Source organism: Terriglobales bacterium (assembly GCA_035624455.1).
GTDB lineage: Bacteria > Acidobacteriota > Terriglobia > Terriglobales > Acidobacteriaceae > DASPRM01.
Genome location: DASPRM010000075.1, coordinates 41992 through 60380, shown reverse-complemented (window position 1 = coordinate 60380; position 18389 = coordinate 41992). Strand labels below are relative to the sequence as shown.

At 55.9% G+C, this 18389-nt stretch carries 13 protein-coding genes; 2 read left to right on the top strand and 11 right to left on the bottom strand.

The window, feature by feature from the left end:
- Positions 1-99 precede the first annotated feature (99 nt).
- The 3 genes from VEG30_08195 to VEG30_08185 form a co-directional block, all read right to left on the bottom strand.
- Entirely contained in the window at positions 100-807 is a 708-nt protein-coding gene (locus VEG30_08195) for a metallophosphoesterase (protein ID HXZ79894.1), read from the bottom strand.
- Positions 804-1619, bottom strand: coding sequence for a nucleotidyltransferase (locus VEG30_08190; GenBank protein HXZ79893.1), 816 nt, complete (start codon positions 1617-1619; stop codon positions 804-806). Before VEG30_08190 ends, VEG30_08195 begins: the two co-directional genes overlap by 4 nt.
- A 207-nt stretch (positions 1620-1826) precedes the next feature.
- On the bottom strand, positions 1827-2570 hold the full coding sequence (locus tag VEG30_08185; GenBank protein ID HXZ79892.1) for a lipid-binding SYLF domain-containing protein: 744 nt from the start codon (positions 2568-2570) through the stop codon (positions 1827-1829).
- A gap of 298 nt (positions 2571-2868) precedes the next feature.
- On the opposite strand from VEG30_08185, the gene VEG30_08180 reads away from it, so the two are divergent.
- Positions 2869-3048, top strand: coding sequence for a hypothetical protein (locus tag VEG30_08180; GenBank protein ID HXZ79891.1), 180 nt, complete (start codon positions 2869-2871; stop codon positions 3046-3048).
- Positions 3049-3962: 914 nt separating this feature from the next.
- On the opposite strand, the gene VEG30_08175 is transcribed toward VEG30_08180, so the two are convergent.
- From VEG30_08175 to VEG30_08140, 8 genes are all read right to left on the bottom strand, one after another.
- Positions 3963-6116 carry an amylo-alpha-1,6-glucosidase gene (locus VEG30_08175; GenBank protein ID HXZ79890.1) on the bottom strand — a complete coding sequence of 718 codons (2154 nt, stop codon included), beginning with the start codon at positions 6114-6116 and terminating at the stop codon, positions 3963-3965.
- Positions 6109-7176, bottom strand: a complete 1068-nt coding sequence (locus tag VEG30_08170) for a glycosyltransferase family 4 protein (GenBank protein ID HXZ79889.1) — start codon at positions 7174-7176, stop codon at positions 6109-6111. Before VEG30_08170 ends, VEG30_08175 begins: the two co-directional genes overlap by 8 nt.
- Positions 7177-7403: 227 nt before the next feature.
- Positions 7404-8516, bottom strand: coding sequence for a hypothetical protein (locus tag VEG30_08165; GenBank protein ID HXZ79888.1), 1113 nt, complete (start codon positions 8514-8516; stop codon positions 7404-7406).
- Between the two features lie 52 nt (positions 8517-8568).
- Positions 8569-9393, bottom strand: coding sequence for an endo-1,3-alpha-glucanase family glycosylhydrolase (locus tag VEG30_08160; protein ID HXZ79887.1), 825 nt, complete (start codon positions 9391-9393; stop codon positions 8569-8571).
- Between the two features lie 227 nt (positions 9394-9620).
- Positions 9621-10109: a hypothetical protein gene (locus VEG30_08155; GenBank protein HXZ79886.1), complete on the bottom strand. Its 489-nt coding sequence runs from the start codon at positions 10107-10109 to the stop codon at positions 9621-9623.
- Between the two features lie 74 nt (positions 10110-10183).
- Complete coding sequence (locus VEG30_08150; protein HXZ79885.1) at positions 10184-10759, bottom strand: hypothetical protein; 576 nt, start codon at positions 10757-10759, stop codon at positions 10184-10186.
- Between the two features lie 280 nt (positions 10760-11039).
- Positions 11040-12170 carry a hypothetical protein gene (locus tag VEG30_08145; protein HXZ79884.1) on the bottom strand — a complete coding sequence of 377 codons (1131 nt, stop codon included), beginning with the start codon at positions 12168-12170 and terminating at the stop codon, positions 11040-11042.
- An 11-nt stretch (positions 12171-12181) separates the two neighbouring features.
- Positions 12182-13948: a hypothetical protein gene (locus VEG30_08140; GenBank protein ID HXZ79883.1), complete on the bottom strand. Its 1767-nt coding sequence runs from the start codon at positions 13946-13948 to the stop codon at positions 12182-12184.
- Between the two features lie 203 nt (positions 13949-14151).
- Between VEG30_08140 and VEG30_08135 the strand changes: the two genes are divergently transcribed.
- Entirely contained in the window at positions 14152-18336 is a 4185-nt protein-coding gene (locus VEG30_08135) for a tetratricopeptide repeat protein (protein HXZ79882.1), read from the top strand.
- The last annotated feature ends 53 nt before the right edge of the window (positions 18337-18389 follow it).

The following is an 18389-nucleotide window of genomic DNA, read 5'->3' as shown; positions in this document are numbered from 1 at the left end:
GATCTTTGATGAAAAAAGGGGCCTCAGGGAGGTCCAGGAAAATAGCCGAAGTCCTGCCGATTCAGGGACTCGCAGGTCAACAGTGACGGGGGATACAGGTCAGACATCGAACAAGCGGTAAGGACTTGGAGTCGCCTGGCGCTGCAGCAGCGTTATCGCGACGTTATGGACTGGAATTCCGGCAGTGGTCTTTCCCTCCAACGAGCCATGATGCGCATGGCCATGCACGACCAGGTCAGCGCCTTGCCGATCCACTACTTCCGCCAGGCGAGAAGTGCCCAGGTAGGGAAAGATCTCCTGCGCCTCTCCCACTACCGTACTGACAATTGGGGAATAGTGAAGGACTACCACCCGCTTTGGTGTTCGCAGCTGGGACAGAGCGCGCTCGAGTTTGACCGCTTCCTCGATGGCGGCGCGAACGAAGGCCTTGATCTCCGGCTCGCCAAAGGAGGTCAACGCTCCTCGGCCGAAGCCGCCCACAAATCCTTTTGTGCCGGCGAAGCCGACGCCATCACGTTCATAGCCAGTGCCGTCCAGCACCTTGATGCTGGCTGAGGCGAGCATCGCCCTCAGTTCTCCTTCTTTTCCGCTCTCGTAGTCATGATTTCCGAGGACGGCAACGATTGGTATTCTGACGCGAACCAGCACGTTGAGCAGGCCTTCCATTTCTTGAGGCTGGCCGAAGTTGGTGAGATCACCAGCCAGGACCAGTATGTCGGCTTCATCTCTCACCCGCCCCAACTCTTCCCGCAGAGGGATGGCACGCTCCGGCGTGAAATGCAAATCCGCAGTGGCTGCAATTCTCATGGCGACGCCTCCCGATCGAACGCATCGGATTGCGGCTGGCAATCATGGATTTTTGGTTCACGCCGGGCACGTAATTGTGTGAGGAGATCTGCCATGCCCCATTCAGTTACATCGATGGCAAACATGTTTTCGTCTATCAGGCTGCCGCGAAACGGCGTATTTGGGTCCGGATTCTCGATCCCTTTCTGGAAGCGTGTCAGCAGATCGCGCCACAACCTGCGGGGAACGAAAGCGGCGTGGGCAGGGTAAACATAGGCGAACAGCAGCAGAGCCCACAGTACAACCTCCCAGTGCTCACCGACCAACTGCAGCAGGCGATCCCAATCCAAGTTGCCGCCCGTGCGGAAGATAATATGAGCGATATCGGCGCCATCGAAACGATCGCGCCTTGTCACGAAAAGCTTGGAAGCCAGCAACTCTTCAGGGGCCAAAACACGCGTTCGCAAACCCAGGATCGCTGCAGGAATCGCGCGTTCGATCCAGGAGTCGTCAACTGTAATCACGGCATTGCTCATGCCGGTAATCAAGTCGACGAAAAAGTCGCCACGATGGGCTTTTGCCAGCCAGACCGGATCGGGGACTTCGCATTCAAACCCATCCCCACGCAGCGCAGAGAGGGCCCGAGCCGCGTCTTCAGCCTTCAAAAACAGATCGAGATCCTTAGTCTGTCTCCAAATGCCTGTGCACTGATGCAGCGCGAATGCTCCGGAAATCGCGAAGGGCACACGCTGTCGATGGAGCACACAGAGCACTTCGCGAAAGAGTGCCTCCTGCATCTCCGGAAACCGCGGTGGCTCAGAAGACGTAATCATCGCCGTGCTCTTCGGCTCTGACATAACGCGGCTTGGATGTGATTGGGAGAACTACGGTTATCCCAGTAACTTACAGAGGAGCCCCTCAGTCTAGGACTGCAAAGCACCCGGGCGGCTTGGGTCTGCTTCTCGTATAGGCTGGGAGAAGGGGAGAAGTGGGACAGCCTTACGGAATGAAGATCCGTGCGGCATGCCCCACCGTTTGAGTTAGCGGCTAGCTTGGGTTCGAGCCTCTCCAGCGTATTTCGAAACCGTCGCGACGAAGGTTCGGGCTTCGGGAGGAGTGGGAACATTGCCTTTAAAAATGGCATCGAAGGGCTCCATCTTGCCAAACAGAAGACGGGTATCATCCTGATCCTGTTTGATGACTGCGCCGTTTAGTTCCAGGCCAGCGAAAACGCCGCGAGCGCGAGAATAGGTCAGGACTTCAGCTTTCATTTTCCAGTCCGTTGTGGCTTCGGTATGGCGGCCCACGGGACCTGCAGCGGCGGAGGCATCGGCACCCAACTTGAATTTGCTGGATAGCAGGTGCTGCATGCCCCTGTCATTCATGACCAGCATGACTAAATCAACAGCTTCGCCGCCGATTTGTAGTCCCCAGCTACCACCGGCGATCTCTAGTGGTGCAGGAGCGCTCCAGCCGTTCGCGGTACGGCAGGTGGCAACGCCTTTACCGTAACGACCGCCGACAATAAATCCCCCTTTGATCATGGAAGGCACGACGGCGACGCATTTCGCGGACTTCAGTAGATCGTCGGGAATGCCCTTGTCTGGCGCGGACATGATTTCATCCATGACGTTCGCAGCAGCGTGGACTCGCTTCACTTCCTCGGATTGGTCTTCAGCCTTATCCTTAGCCTTGCTGTGTTCTTGATCCTGGGCTTTAGCACTGATCGTCAGAGTGAAGGCCATGACTAAGCCCAGAATAAGCAATTTGCGTGTTGGTTTCATGTTTCCTTCCCGTTTCAAGCAACGTAGTGCTGATCTTCGATGTGACGGCGCTGTGAAGCCATAAGCTGGAGGCTGTAGATCGGTTGAAAAGGTCCTTTACGCCGTGCCAAGGAAGAAGAAGGTCCGCGGGCGCGATTCCTCAACAACTGGAAGGTGTGAAAGACGAAGAGGTGTGAATGACGAAGAGGCGCGCAGGGGTGCTTCCCGAGGATGATCTTCTTACTGACGGGGCGGCGTTCCTCCCGTAGTCGTGCTAGAGCTCGGAGGAGCGGTGGTGGTGCTGCCCTGTGGAGTCGTTGTGCCACTTGGCGTCGTTGTACTGCTGCCCGGAGTCGTGTTGGTGCCACTCGGGGAAGTAGTGCTAGTGCCAGGCGTCGTACCAGGGGCCCTAGTGCTGCTGCCCGGCGTAGTGCTGGCGCCCGGAGTCGTAGTGCTCGGATTAGTGGTATCGGGCGTAGTGCTTGTGGTTCCTGAATAGGGTGGAGTTCCAGGAGTCGTACCGGTTTCAGGCGTTGTGCTGCTGTTAGGAGTGGTCGAGGTCGTTCCCGGGTTCGTGGTACTTGTGCTCGGACTGGTTGTCCCGGGCGTTTGGCTGCCGGGTGTCTGGGCACCGCTATTCATGCTCCCGCTCCCCGATTGCATTCCGGTCGAACCGGTTGCGCTGGAGCCGCTAGCTGACCCAGTCTGGAGACCAGCCATTTCCGGCCCTGAGGGGTTGTGAGTGGAAGAAGAGGGTTCAGCTCCCGAATTGCAGTGATCTGAGATCGCGGTTACGTCATTTACTTGGAAAGATCCCTGACCGGAACTACTCGAGCTTTGTGCCGAACTTTGGGAACTGTTGGAGGGCGAACTGCTGGGATTGTTTCCGCTCGGACTGTTGCCGGACGGTGGCATTCCACTCGGACTGTAGCCGGACGAATCGCTGCGGCCGGAACTCGGGCTTCCATAGCCGCTGCTGCTAGCCATGTTTTGGCCCGTGACTTCTACCTGCTGTCCGACATGGCTCTGGAGCTTATCGGTGCTGCCGGTCAGGGCAAAGGTTGCGCCGCTCTGATCGGTAAGGGTGAAGTTGCCGTTGCTCCCCGTGAGACAGCCACGAAGAGTATTCTGGCTACTGCTTGTCCCCGTACTTTTACAGGGGGATGCGCTTTGGCTGCTGGTGGAGCCAGTGCGGGTGGTCTGGCCAACCGCCATTGCCACACCGAGCAACATCGCCCACGCAAGGAATACGACTTTACGCATACAAACCTCCGAAGGTCGTTAAGGCCAATGTAAGAGTGAGCTTCCGAGCACACCATCCGTGATTTCCCCTAAGTTTTGAGATAGATCGTGTAACGGCCGAATTAGGCGTCTTGTGTCTTCAGAGTGGGAGAAAGGCTTGTCCTACTAGGCTCAAAGGATAGCTACCTTAATATCTCCCTGCCGGTTCAAGACTTGCACCTGAACAGTGCTGTCACGCCGCTCCACGAAGAGATCCACAGAGCCCGAGCCGATGTTCAAATTCCTGATTCGCAGGGAGGATATTGCTTCGGGCAGATAAGGATTGTGCAGTAATACCTGCCTGCTCGTGCCGCTTACTGTCACTCCCAGGCATGCTCCAAGGAGAAGGTAAACGCATGCGGCTGCCCAGGCCTGGGGTGAACAGGCGACGGGGTAGAGAGTCGGGCCCTGGCCAGCCCGGCGCTCCAGACCGCAAAACAATTCCGGCAATCGATGTGCCTCCATCCAATTGCTCGCATCGAGCATGGCCGTAAGAATCTGTCCTGCGAGATCCTTAAAGCCATAACGAGCCAGCCCGCCGGCAATCAGCGCATTGTCATGAGGCCATATCGAGCCATTGTGATACGAGATGGGGTTGTAACGGGCTTCGCCATAAGCTACGGTGCGAATTCCCCAGCCGGTGAAGAAGTCGGGCCCTAACAACGAGCGGGCAACCAATCGCGCACTCTCGTGATCGGCAATCCCCGCGTAAAGGCAATGACCCGCATTAGATGTGCGCACGCGACAGGGCTGCTTATTGCCATCTAAGGCGAGTGCGTAAGTGGCTATTTCCGGACACCAGAAAGCTTCCTGAAACTTTTCGCGAAGAGCGTTTGCCTGAAAGAGCAACGAAGCCGCTCGATCTTCGTAGCCCATGGCGGCAGCGAGTTCGGCGGCCCAGGACTTGGCGGCATAAACGTATCCTTGAACTTCAACCAAGGCAATGGGAGGGTCGGCTATCTTGCCGTCGGCGTGAAAAACAGAATCATTAGAGTCCTTCCAGCCTTGCTGTTCCAGCCCTCGCTTGGTTTTCCGCGAATATTCCACAAAGCCGTCACCGTCCTGGTCCCCATACTTGTCGATCCAGTGCAGGGCCAGCTCGATGTGAGGCCATAGTTGTTGCAAGAACTCCCGGTCAGCAGTGCGCTGATAATAGGCCGCTGCCAACATCACGAAGAGCGGAGTTGCATCAACACTCCCGTAGTAGCAGGCGAAGGGAACTTCTCCGAGGGCGGCCATTTCGCCATGCCGATTCTCATGCAGAATCTTGCCCGGCTCAGCATCTCTCTCCGGAACCGTTTCCCGGGCTTGTGTGGACGCCAGGTATTGCAGTACACCCTTGGCAATCCAGGGATATGCCCACAGGCACTCCAGCGCGGTGATGATTCCGTCACGTCCGAATACTGTGCTGAACCAGGGCACACCTGCATAGGGATAGTTCACCTCCGGATTGCCAACAGTCATCATGTGCACGTCGGCGAGCGACCGCTGAATCCAGTCATTGAATTGTCCCTGGGAGGAGTAGATCTGAGTATCGCGGACCGTCCCCGATTGCAGTTCGCTTGCGGCACTGGTAGCCGCGCCTGCATAGGAGCCAACCTCAGCCCCTGCGGCTAAACAGGAAAAGCTAACGTGGAACTCTATCTCCCGTCGCGGAGGCAAGGACAGGTCAAACTGAAATCCCGAAGACCAGATCCGGGTGGGCAGCGGATCGCAACGAATTCGCATGTGTCGAAGGACACCATCCAGTCCCTGATAAGAGAGGGTAACAGTGTTTCTCTCGACCTGATCCTGCAGCCGCTGACCCCGTTTGCCGCGATGTACACCTCTCACCTCGAAAATATCGGCGAAATCAGTGTTGAATTCTAGGCGGACAGGCAATGAAACGCTTGCCAGGCCATAGTTGGAGATCTTGAACTGTTCGTAACATACACCCCGCCACAAGAACTTGCTGCGGGCGATGTGGACGGTGCCGCGCGGAACGGTTACCCGATCCCCTTCAGAGATGTCGACGTTGGTCATGTCGGCGTTGAAGGTAAAGTTGTCTTCTGTCACCAAGGAACTCAGTAGAAGAGGGCGGCTATTGGAAATGAGAAAGATCAGTTCGGACAGAAAGCGCGTGCCCTCATAAAAGTAGCCCTGTTCCCCCAGTCCAAACGGTTCGATGTCTCCATAGCGGTCCATAACCGCAAACATCGTGCCGTACTTGAGGACCCTAGTCCGATCCTCGACCGGCGAGGACTTAGTCGCAATGTAGTATTGCTGCTTGACGCTGATTTCAGCCAACAGGCGCTCCGTCGGAGAGAAGAAGAGTCTCGGGCGCCTTCCGCACGAGCTGCTCATAGATCGCCACGTAGTCCCGTGTCATGCGGCGCACTGTAAACCTTTTCTCGAATTGCTGGCGGCACTTACCGCGGTCGACGTCGCCGATTTCTTGAATTGCGCGAACAGCACCCGCAATATCCGTCACCAGCAGGCCGTTGACGCCATCCTCAATAATCTCCGGGACGGAGCCGAGCGGAAATGCGATTACCGGAGTGCCGCAAGCCATAGCTTCGATCATAACTAACCCAAATGGTTCGGGCCAATCGATGGGAAACAGAAGGGCGGCAGCATTGCCAAGAAATTCATTCTTTTCGCTTTGGCAGATTTCGCCGACAAATTCGACATCACGATTATTGAGCAGAGGTCGTATGACGCAATCGAAATATTCCTGATCGACGCGGTCCACCTTAGCGGCTATCTTCAGTGGCATACCGGTACGCACAGAAATCTCAATGGCTCGGGCCGCACCTTTCTCCCCGCAAATTCGCCCCAGGAATGCAAGGTATTTTCCGGAGCGGGGCCGAAAAGTGTACTCCTGCTCTGGCAGACCGTGCTGGACTGTGCCCTGCCAGTTGATCCAGGGGAGTGGCTCGCGCTGAGCATTGGAAATCGAGACCACTGGCATCTCGCGAAAATCTTCATACAGCGGAACCAGATCTGGCAGATCCAATCGACCATGAAGCGTTGTGACGTGTGGGACTTTTTCTCGCCGGCTGAGCGGAAAATGTAAGTAATCGATGTGGTAATGAATGATGTCGAAGTTGTCTACTTCACGCAGCACGAGCTCCATCATGAGAATGTGATGCGCCAGTTGGTCAACGGATTTTCGATCGAGCCGCAGCGATTGCTGGCACGCAGGAACTAATTTTGCTGAGGTAACTGAGTCTCCGCTGGCAAACAGCGTGACATCGTGACCTTGCCGGATCAATTCCTCTGTTAGGTAGGAAACAACCCGCTCAGTTCCTCCATACAGTTTTGGCGGTACGCTCTCGTACAACGGTGCAACCTGGGCAATTCTCATCTAGGTATTCGGGCAGTACTGCGACGATCACTCCAAAAACTCAAGCGATTGCCGTACCGGTAACATCCGGATTTTGACTGGAGCCTCTCTCCTTACATTTTTTCTCCTCTTTCTAATTACATTTTTCACCCCAAGGGCTCCATACGGTGAACTCTGTAAACGCTTGAGGCAGTCTTCCACCATACCAAGGACTTCTATATTGCAGCAGCTTCTCTAATTGCGTGCAGCTACCAAATTCCCTTGTCACTTCCGGTGATCTTTGTACCAAGGAAAGCCGCTGCTGCGAGAGGGGGAAGCAAACTGAGCCGCAATGTGGTGCTCAATTTAACCTTGGAGCCAGAGGAGAGGAGTTGTGAAAGATAGAGTCCGGCCGCCTGCGGCAGAATTGGGACTCTCACATACTGTCGGGCAATGTAGGTCATGCTACTGTCAAACCTGGCTGAAGAGCGGACCTGATGTGGTAACTCGAATGCACCGAACCCATATTCATTAGCGTACTCAGCGACGATGACGAGGAACGTTGCGACGCCTGGCCAAACACCGCCCAAATCCGCAGTAGTTTTCAGCTCGCGAAAATCTATGGCATTGTTTTCGAGAAGATGTGCAACATCTAAGATGTCACAGAGTCGAATATAAAAATGACGGTACATGCGTTGCAATGTGGCAATGACTATTTGCTCTTCTGGAGCTGGCACAGAAAAGCAGTAGCGAGCCACCGACTTGAACAGTCGCCGATTTTCTAAACGGCAGCCCAGAGCTTCTTGCTCGCCAGTTTGCCCCAACACCTTGACGTGTATTTCGATCAAGCGAGAAAGGCCAGGCACCCGAAAGTTCCACTTGTTCGCCAGCCGATCACCCCAACTTCGGGACTCCACGCGAGCATGAAATTGTTTTGTGAGAACGCTCACTACTACTTCCGGGTGGCTACGTGTAAAGAGATCAAAGTCGCTGCCGAGATCCGGCCAGTGATCGAGAGACTTGATGATTGTAGCTGGCCAACCGGCCTGCTCGAGCAAATCACAGATCGCTTTCAGAAGTTGAACGTCTTTTTCGGCTCTGGCACGCTCGCGCCACAACTCATTCTCGGTCCACCTGAGCAACGGATCATTCCCGGCCAAGCCAGCGGCATGCTGCAGGAGCGCCATTACACGTACCCACACGTGGTGTTGATCGGCCAGCTCCAGCAACTCGCTCAATTCGTCGGGGTTCAGCCGAGCGATCGATTGCAAGGTGCTGTCGAATTCCGAAGACTCAAGATTCAGGCGGGAGGCTTCATTCCCTAATAATCTCCTGAGTGTGGCGAACAGAGTACTGGATTCGTGTTTGCGGGAAGCCATCATTGTGCGATTGGGGTGAGATGGCACGACATTTCGAGGAGTTGTGTGGGGCGCGCTAGGGATTAGCCCTCCAGGCAGAGGAATTACGTGGACCGGAGGTGCAAGTCGCAATGCCACGCTCGATAGCCGTACCCTCCTCATAGTCGTTCCAGGTCGCGATCAGTAAGAATGGCAAAGGATGGGAACGGTCGTAATAGCGGCGAAAGAGGCGAAAGGAATCTTCGAAGGTGCGTCCGCAGCGCGGGTCGATGTAGCGGTTGAGGCTCCAGGGGGCGCTGCGATCATCAAAGCCCGGCCAAGCTGCGCCGACCGCGATCTTATCGGGGTGACGGTTGAGCATTCGCTTGTAAAACGCCTCGAGGTAGTCTGCGCCCCAGTCGCTGCCGTCGGGGGACCACTGGCTACCACTGGGATGAACCCAGGCATATTCGCCATCGAAGGCGCTACTCTCGTTTGCAGGAGGCTCATCCTTGTACAGCAATAACGGGGGCACGGCCCAGCTATTTGCGTGTTGGCGTATCCGATTCCAATCAGTGTGGCCGCCCTTTGGGAAAACAAAGATTACTGGTCGTCCCTGATAAGTCAGATAGGCGGTACGGGCTGCAGCATCGGGACCGACATAGGATTTGTAGGCTTTGTCGAACGCTGCGATTGCATCATCGGTGGCTTGGGCCTGGTCTCCGTCCGACTCGTCATACATAAGAGCGACCTTGAACGGTGTTTCGGTTGCCAACTGCTGCAAGAGAGCATAACTACGATCAAGGTAGGGTTGCCGATCGCCATACCAGTTCACGACGAAGCCGGAGATGCCCATGCTCTCAGCTTTTTCTATTTGCCGCCGAAGCGTGACGGGGTCCTGGCTGGAATATCCCACATTCATATGGCCATGATCCCCGAACCAAGGCATATAAACGGCCAGGACCGCGGGAGCGGGAGGCGGACCTTGCACATTCCGAATTACTGCTCTTGGATCTCTCTTCTGACAACCAGCACAAAGAAGGACAACCGCCGTCACGAGACCCGTGGCCAGTCGCAGCCAGATCTGCCGGCACGCGCGGTCACCGAGGACGGCGGAAGACAGGGCCATGATGGGGGATCGATAATCCGTCATTTATTTTGATCAGCTATCGATCGGGATTGAGGAACAGTCTCCAGGAGGCGCACGACCCATTTGTCCGCAGCAGGTGTCATCAACACCACATACTGAAGTTGAGTCTCCTCCTCATGGATTACTTTGTCTCCATCCAGAATCTGCAAGTGCAACTGGGCGGTGTCGCGGAATTCCAGAAGGTCCCCTTCCGGCGAATAGAACAGAGGCTGCAAGCGGTGGCTAATGTCTCGATAACGCCTATGAAGGCCGCTTTTGTTACCGCTATTAATGGCGTCGGTGAGGTTTTGCTGGGCGGCGCCCGCAAAATAGGAGGCTAGCGGCAGCGCGGAATTTTGATCGTAGGCTGTGGATAAAACCTCCCACGCACGGCCATAGTCACGGACAATGTTTTTCGCCGTGATTGGTTCCAAGGTGCGCGGCCCAATCCGGCTGCCGATGAGTTCGATCTTCGGCGGTTCACCAGCAATCGCAGCTCCGGTAGCCAAGAAAAACCAGACCAGGCATACGAGTGTCGTAGGATTGATTTGCCGGAAAAATGGATTTGATTCGGGTCTCACGTTCACCTGCCCAGATGTATCTCGTTTCCCATAGTCACACCGGAAGCCACAGAGATTACCCCCGGGCCGTCAGGCCCGAGATAGGCTCGCGCAATCCCTTGCTTCACGGGTGCATCCACAGTTGATCTTCCGTTTTCACTTACGCGCGTGAAGCTGACAGTAGTTCCGTCGGGCACTGGATTCCCAGCGCAATCGCGCACGGGATCCGTCTGCACGAGAATGCCTTGGGTCGTAGGCTGCGTGGTGATCCTGAGGTGACAGGGCTCGGAGGCAACCTGCTGTACCACTCTGCGCGTAGAAATGCCGGCTACAGAAGCAGTGAGCTCCGTTCGTCCGGACTCCTTGCCGGAAGCTACGCGGACCCACGCTATCCCGTCCCGCGTGGAAACTGTCTGAGACTGGGCCCGGAAGCCGGGCATCGCTAGAGTGAATTGAACTGCTTGCGGTATCACAACCAAGTTGTGAAATCGATCGAACAGCAAGGCCACGCCGCTAATCGCGTCACCCTGCGAAACTGGTACGCGCGAGGGATGAGCCAGCAAAGCCAGGCTATCCACATCTGCAGGACCAACATACAACTCAGTGCTAATGCATGTCCCCGAACATAAAACAGCAGTGTATCTTCCAGCTGCGCGAGCCTCCTCTGGGGCGATGGGTATCTCACCTTCAAGTCTTACCGAGCGTTTGACAGAACTGGCAGGGCCGGCCAGATAGAGAGTTGCTTCGCCTTTGCCTCGGGCGGAGAACGAAAAGCCACGTCCAGCCACGGCGCCGTTTGGCGGGCCGAGGCTCTCTACTTGAGCCAGGCAACTTGGACCGGTAACCGCAAGCAGCAGCCAGCAAATAGTGAAGCGCATATTAAGGCCGGTCAAAACTGTACTGGTTGACCACCGCATGGTAGTTCTGCACCTTCGCGACAATCGACTCGGGCACCTCGACCGCGAACTTCTCCGGGACCTGTGGGAGCAACGCCTGATCCACGTAACCATCCGAGACCCAAATCACCTTGCTGTCCTTGTCATAAAAGCTGGCAATGATGTGCGGGATGTTGACTGTCTGGCCGCTCTGATTCAGTAATTGACCCTCCAGCACCGCTCCACCTTGGGGTGACTTGGTCAGCTTTTGATCCATTACGCTGATCACGGGATCAGCCGCGGCCGGAACCACCGTGGCCTTCACATCCATGCGAACGTTCTTTACCCGCTGCAGAACGATGTTGGGAAAGTCGATGCGATACGGAGCCACCTGTTTGGGAAGAAGAATGTGAACGATCTTGTCGAAGCTGCTCTCTTCGTCTATAGAGTTACCGTTCCCATCGACCAGAGTGGCATTGACATTTACGAATGCGGGGATCGTATCCTGATTCACCACTTCTCCCATCACTACCGTCTTGTCAAGGTATTGGACCGCATTCATGGAGAGAATCGTGACGCGAGGAGCGTCCAGGTTCTGCGATCCCCAGTCCTGGCCGGAACCAGCAATCACGTCCCAACGAAGAAAGTTCACAGGTAAAACCTGGGCCGGAGTCTTTGGCTGGTTGGGAGGCGACCAGACTACTCTCCATGCATCGCCTTGTCGCTGAAGATCGAAATCTCTCTCATCAAAGACCGGGCCGACGGCGGTGGACCATCGCAACGACGCCCGGAATTTTGCTGAGTCATCGGTTTGGTGCAGCGGATGAAAGTCCCAGCCCTCTAGCGTGGAGTAGGTACGCAAGCTTCCATCGCTGCCGGCCAGCTCCTGTACAAACTCAGGCCGTTGCGATTCGTTAGGATTGGCTAACTGGTTAAAAGCCGAGGCCCAGTCACGTCTTTGCACAGCGTGTAGAAAAGAGGAGAGCGCCAATTCTGGGGTTGTGGTTGCGCGTTTTGCCAGCGCGGAACCGGCGGCAATGCCAGTGGTGGCGCCGATCGATCCGGGCCAGAGCGTTGCAACTGCTACCAACCCGATGGTTACGATCAATATCAGTACAGGCAATCCACGGTTCATAGATAGTTCCTTCACGCGGCCGAGTGCTCATTGAGAGGAGCTAAGGCCCCGACTTCCTCGCGAACTCGGCGCCGAGCGGGCAGCATCAGCGCAAGCAGAATCGCCAGCAGGCTGCTGCCGATGGGCAGAATTCCCCACAGCAATCCTTCCCAAGGTGCTGGTATTGCGTCAGACTCGATCTTGTGTGCGGGAGGCACATCCTCTTTAGACCAGGCTGTGATCTCGCCTCCGTTGTAGGTTTCGATCTTGCGCCAGCCGGCAAATGCCAACAGCGGTTCGTAGTAACGATCGCGCACGAAGATATATTTCAGTCCGTAGCGATTCGCATGCTTGAGCATAGCGCGCAGCGATTCCATACCTGCCGAGCCGTAGAATTTCGCGTTGGTGAGTTGGGCGCCGCCGTATTGCGTCATCTCAGGAAGAAGGCGAGCCGAGTTGTAATCGCCATCCACACTACTGGCATCGGTGTAGGTGGAAACCTTAGCCAGGGAACTTCCGAATCCGAGAGTCAAATAACGATATTGATCGTGACCATCACGATTTAAGAATGACACTACCTGATCTACATTCGAGACTGGCGCGGAACGATAAGGGCTTGCGGTGGTCCATCCCAGCGCAAGCGCCAAACAGGCTATCGCCGCAAACGACAAGCCAACTTGCGCGAAACTGTCGAAACGATCAATCAGCTCAACAGCCAGCAATCCGACGATCGGCAATGTCATCAAAGCTGCCCAGAAGGTAAAGCGCTCGAAGGTGAGAATCTCAAAGGCGCGTCCCAGTAGCCAGCGGGGGACGGGAGTGGTTCCACCCAATCCCAGAAGGAAGGTCAGCCAAAAACCGAACAGCAGTGGCCGCAGGCGTCGGACGGAAGACCCTCGTATCACTACGAATGGAAGGGCCAGCAGCAGTAGTCCGTAAGGGACCACGAAATAATTCATGCCTACCAATGAGTTGAGCAGGAAATTCTCGCGGCTGGGGTGGGGGATCGGAATCTGCTTGATGGGATGCTGGATGAGCGAAATCCAGAAGGGCAGGAGCACGATTCCGACTCCAATTCCGCATAGTGCGAGAAAAGCGAATGCGCGCGACAATGCGCCGGCAGGGCTGCCCTCCACGGCATGATATTTCACGTCTTGGTAAGCCACCCAGACTACCGGTCCAGCAAACAGAATTGCGCCGAAAATTAACGTGACATGATGAGCTGATGCTGCTGCTATGGCCAGCACGAGTCCCTTAAGTAAAGCACGCACGCTTGCATTTGCGGACCATTCATAGAAATAAGGTAGCGCATTAAGAAACAAGCCAGCCCCTGCGACCGTGGCCAGCTGTCCTGCGCCGTACACCAGGAATGCCAAGGCTCCGAGAAAAATGCTTCCTATAGCTGCATAGCTGGCCGCGGATTCATCAACCCAGATCCGCGCATATCGCATTACTCCCACGACCAGCAGCACGATGAAGATGAGCTGGACCAGCATGTAGGCCATGTCCAGACCAATAACCTTAGAAAACAAGGCGATCCATTGATGTGTAAGCGGCGGATAAGTAGTCTGCGAGAAGCCGGCGAACCACTTTTCATTCCAGGGATTGAACCAATGCTGAGAATAATGCGACGCCAGAAAGATGTGGAAGTTGGTGTCGTAAGAAGATGCAGGCAGCTGCATAAAGAGGAGCGGGCCGTGTATGGCTATGGCGAGCAGAACGATGATCAGAAGCGATATTGGGCGGCCACGATGAGCAAGCAACGGCCGATCGACATAGGTTTGTCCTAAGCTCGCCAAGAACTCCTCCTTTTCCCCGGGCGAAAGCGTTGGATTCGGAAAGTCCTCTCAGAGTTTTCTGGTTGCCGAGAATGACCATAACTTATTTGAACGCTGGTAGATCCGCGCCTTATGAGGGATGAAGCAGCCTGATTGGAAAGCGGTGCATCTGAAGTCGCGCTAAGCAGGTGAGCTTGCTGAGACTGAACTCGGAGCCTACGTGTATGACGAGCATGGGAAAGGTCCTGTGCTGCGCCGCGCTCTGGTTGATCGCGGTAACCGGCAACGCCTGGGCGCAGAATTTTGAAATTGCCAACCCGAACGGAAAGCCTGCGTCAACTTCCAAGCAGTCGGGGAACAGCGACGCAGCGCAGTCGGGAATCGGGTGGGGGTCGGGCGTGGAAGTAGCCCGTCAGGCCCATGCGGCGCAGGATGCCTTGCGCACCGGTAACTACGCAGCTGCCGTAGATTATGCCGAACGAGCTACAAGAGCAGCACCTTCGGATGCCAGCCTATGGCTGCTTCTGGGTTACGCAGCGCGCCTCGCCGGCCGTTACCAACTCTCGGAGGATGCTTATCAGCACGCACAGGTGATTCAACCCAGTTCCGGAGCTGCACTGTCGGGATTAGCTCAAACGTACGCAAAAATGGGGCGCCAGGAAGAGGCACGCCAGCTGCTGCTGAAGACGCTTACAGTGAGTCCGAAGAATCCCGAGATCCTGGCATTTGCGGGAGAGCTCTTCCTGGGCTCGGATCCACAACGTGCTCTCGGGTTCCTGGAACAGGCAGACAGTCAGAAGCCATCGTCCCACATAGAGGTGTTGATGGCTCAAGTCTATCGGCGCCTTGATCAGCCGGAGCAGGCGAAGCGAATGTTGCTGCGAGCGAAAAGCCGGGCACCGGAGGACCCTGATGTGCTGCGAGCCATTGCCGGGTACTACCGCGAAAACGGTCAGTATGACGAGGCGATTGCATCATTGAAAGAGATTAGATCGAGGAATCCCGAAGTTCAGGCGGAACTGGCCTATACCTATGGGGTGGCAGGAAAGCAGGAAGAAGCGGCAGACGTTTATGTACTTGCGGCTAAAGCAGCCACCGCGAACATCGGACTGCAGTTAAGTGCAGCGCAGTCGCTCATCAATGCCGGCAAACCGGATGCCGCCAAACCCTTTCTAGACCGTGCCCGTAACCGGGATCAGAAGAATTATCGTTTGCACGCCATCCTTGCTCAGATCGCGGATCTGCAAAACCGGCCAGCAGATGCCATTCAGGAATATCAACTGGCGTTGAGTCACTCACCGGAAGTTCCTGCCGAGGGCAGTTTATATCCAATTCAGCTGCGCCTGGCGCTTTACGATCTCTATCGCCGCGCTGACAATCCAGGGGAAGCGAACCAACAGCTCGAGCTGGCCGGCAGCGCAATTCAGAAAATTCAGATTTCAGATTCTTCGCGGCCCGAGTTCCTGCGCCTGCGAGGCGTGATTGAATCCGCCTCCGGAAACATGACCGCCGCTGATCGTGACATGAAAGAGGCTCTGGCACTGGCGCCTTCGAATCCTAATCTGGTCCTGAATTATGGATTTCTGCTCTGGAAGCTCGATCGCAAGGAGGAAGCGCAGAAGATGTTCCAGCGTGTGCTCACTCTGGATCCACAAAATCGATTTGCGCTGACTTCGCTGGGATATCTGGCGCGGGAGATGGGTGATCCAAAAGCTGCGGAGGGCTACTTTGCTCGCGCCATGGAACTTCATCCCGGCGACTATGCTCCCCATCTGGCATTAGGCGATCTCGATACAGCCTTGCGCAAGCTGCCTGCCGCTGAGTTGAGCTATGAAACGGCTTACAAGCTGATGCCGACCAATCCGATGGTTATCGCCGGAGGGACCAACGCGGCGTTGGAAGCGCATGATCTGGAGCTAGCTCAGAAATGGCTCGCTCGAAGCACCGGCGAGATGGACCAGCATCCACAGGTGATGCGTGAGCGCGAGCGCTATCTGTTCTTCCGTGGCGCCTATAAGGATTCGGCGAGCTTAGGGGCAAAGGTCATTCAAAAGCTGCCACGGGATCCACAGGCGCCGGTCTACTACGCCTACGATTTGTACTACCTTGGCCGCTATGATGAAGCGCTTCAGCTTGTAAACGAATACGAGAAGGTTCTGCCCCGCGATAAGGATCTGGCTCTCATTGCAGGCTACGTCCACTATCACAATGGGCTATTGGATGACGCGCTCAACGATTTCACTCGCGCCTTGGAACGGGATCCCAAGATGGCTACCGGATACGTGAACCGAGGATACGTGCTGAATGACTTGAAGCGCGCCCGAGCAGCGACACGGGATTTTCAGGCCGCGATCAAGCTGAGGCCAGATTACGGTGAGGCTCATCTTGGGCTGGCCTATGCAGACTTGCAACTCCGTCGTTCTCAGGCAGCATTGAGCGAATTGGATTCCGCCGAAAGACTGCTGGGCAAACCTCGAGCTTGGCACTTAGCGCGGGCTGAGGCTTTTCGCCAGCAGCAACGCCTGGGAAAAGCAGAGGGCGAATATCGCGCGGCCCTGGCCGACACACCTAATGACCTGACAACCCGCATGGCATTGGCCGATACCCTGTACCAAATGCATCGCTATAACGACGCCATCCAAGCCCTGAATGACGCGATGGCGCTCGCTCCCGGCGATCCTTTGCTGCAGGCGCAAATGTCCCGCTGCTATGCGCATCTGGGGCGCGAAGACGAGGCGATGCGATACATCCAGCTGGCCGAGCAGCAGAGAGCAGGGAAGCCAGCCATCCTGATGACCACGGGCGATGCTCTGCTTACCCTGGGCAAGCGCCAGGCGGCTATGGATCGCTTTGGACGGGCCCTGGAGTCGGGAGAGTCAGATCGCGTGGCCACCCGATTAGCGATTGCGCGCGTGTTTGCCCGGGAAGGGAACTTCGAGGATGCTCGTCAGCAAATCAGTCTTGGATTTGCCGAAGCGCGCATCGGTGAAGCAGGACCGGTTACGCCGTCAGATTTGGTCGAAGCGGGCGATATTCTGCTTACGCTTCACGACTTCGATTTAGCGCGCACCTATTTCGACAAAGCCCGTACGGCGGGAGCAGATGAACGCGTAGTTGCACTAGGGTTAGCTAACAGCTACCTGGCTCAGGGCAATCCACACGATGCGGAGATGCAGCTGAAAATCCTGGAGAAATCCGCCGACTCCGACCAGGACTATGACTACCTGATGACCTTGGCCAATGTTTACCGCCAAAAACAGGACACCGAACGCGCTCTGATGGAGTTTGGCCGAGCCAGTGCGGTCGTCGGAGGCGATCCTGACAACCAGGCGGCGATCAGCCAGTTCGAGTTGGAGAGTGAGGAAGGCAAGCCAATCAGCGATGAGCTCAGTCTGGCAACACAAGCCTATTTCGCACCCACTTTCGAGGACATCAATATTTACACTCTCGATGCCAGGCTTCATGGCGGTGGCAATGCCGCAACGCTGCCGCCGCCTCGATCTTCTTACGAGTCGCTGGCGGCCGAGCACTTCCGCATTCACCCGGAGAACATACCGACGATTGAGGGTTTCGTCGGAGAACGCATCGCGGGAGGGCGCATCTCCTTCCCCAGTACCGATCTCATTCGCGATCGCAGTACCTTCGACACTATTTTCAATGTGGGTATTGCGCCCGTGGTTCGCCTGGGAAGCAACACCATGGTCTTCCATACTGGATTGCAATTCACCAATCGCCGAGACCGGCTTGATCCAGTGGATATGAACCAGAACTTACTGCGTCAGTTCGTCTATATGGAGACCAGCTCGTTTGGCAATTGGCTTTCGGTGCATGGCAGCCTCACGCACGAGACAGGCCCCTTCAGCTTGCAGGATCTGCATTCCCGTGACATTACCGGTACGCTGGAGTTCAGAGTTGGCCGTCCGTGGGGGAATAACGCGCTGATCACCGGTTATGCGGCGCGCGACCTGCTTTTCAATCCTCTGGTAAGGGAATATTTCACAACCTCCACTTACGTCGGATGGCAGCACCGCTTCAACGAGCGCCTGAAAGTAACGGGTCTGGCAGAGTATCTGCGATCGTGGCGGGTGGAGAACTCACTCTACGCGCTGGCACAGGCAGTGCGCCCGGCGGTGCGAGTCGAATATTTCCCCAATCATCGCTGGAGCGTAGAGGGTTCTTTTGCGCTCTCGCGAGGACAGGGCTTTCACGATTATGACAATGCTGACGGGCAACTCCTGGTCTCGTACATGAAGCCTATTCACCGGGCGGGGGATGACGGTAAGGGAGGGAGTCGAATTGGTTATCCGCTGAAACTGTCTTTCGGTGTAGAGCAGCAGACCTTCTATAACTTTTCTGGCCAAGGCGGCAAGACGGAGGTCTTACCCGTGTTTCATCTGACATTGTTCTGATGCTACTGCTGTCTTCCCCACACGAATGGCTTACCGCGGATTGCCGGAAGCGG

What these genes read in the sequence shown, in the direction of transcription:
- VEG30_08195 (HXZ79894.1), bottom strand. Translation starts at nt 807, where the DNA reads ATGAGAATTGCAGCCACTGCGGATTTGCATTTCACGCCGGAGCGTGCC.
- VEG30_08190 (HXZ79893.1), bottom strand. Translation starts at nt 1,619, where the DNA reads ATGATTACGTCTTCTGAGCCACCGCGGTTTCCGGAGATGCAGGAGGCA.
- VEG30_08185 (HXZ79892.1), bottom strand. Translation starts at nt 2,570, where the DNA reads ATGAAACCAACACGCAAATTGCTTATTCTGGGCTTAGTCATGGCCTTC.
- VEG30_08170 (HXZ79889.1), bottom strand. Translation starts at nt 7,176, where the DNA reads ATGAGAATTGCCCAGGTTGCACCGTTGTACGAGAGCGTACCGCCAAAA.
- VEG30_08165 (HXZ79888.1), bottom strand. Translation starts at nt 8,516, where the DNA reads ATGATGGCTTCCCGCAAACACGAATCCAGTACTCTGTTCGCCACACTC.
- VEG30_08160 (HXZ79887.1), bottom strand. Translation starts at nt 9,393, where the DNA reads ATGAATGTGGGATATTCCAGCCAGGACCCCGTCACGCTTCGGCGGCAA.
- VEG30_08145 (HXZ79884.1), bottom strand. Translation starts at nt 12,170, where the DNA reads ATGAACCGTGGATTGCCTGTACTGATATTGATCGTAACCATCGGGTTG.
- VEG30_08135 (HXZ79882.1), top strand. Translation starts at nt 14,152, where the DNA reads ATGACGAGCATGGGAAAGGTCCTGTGCTGCGCCGCGCTCTGGTTGATC.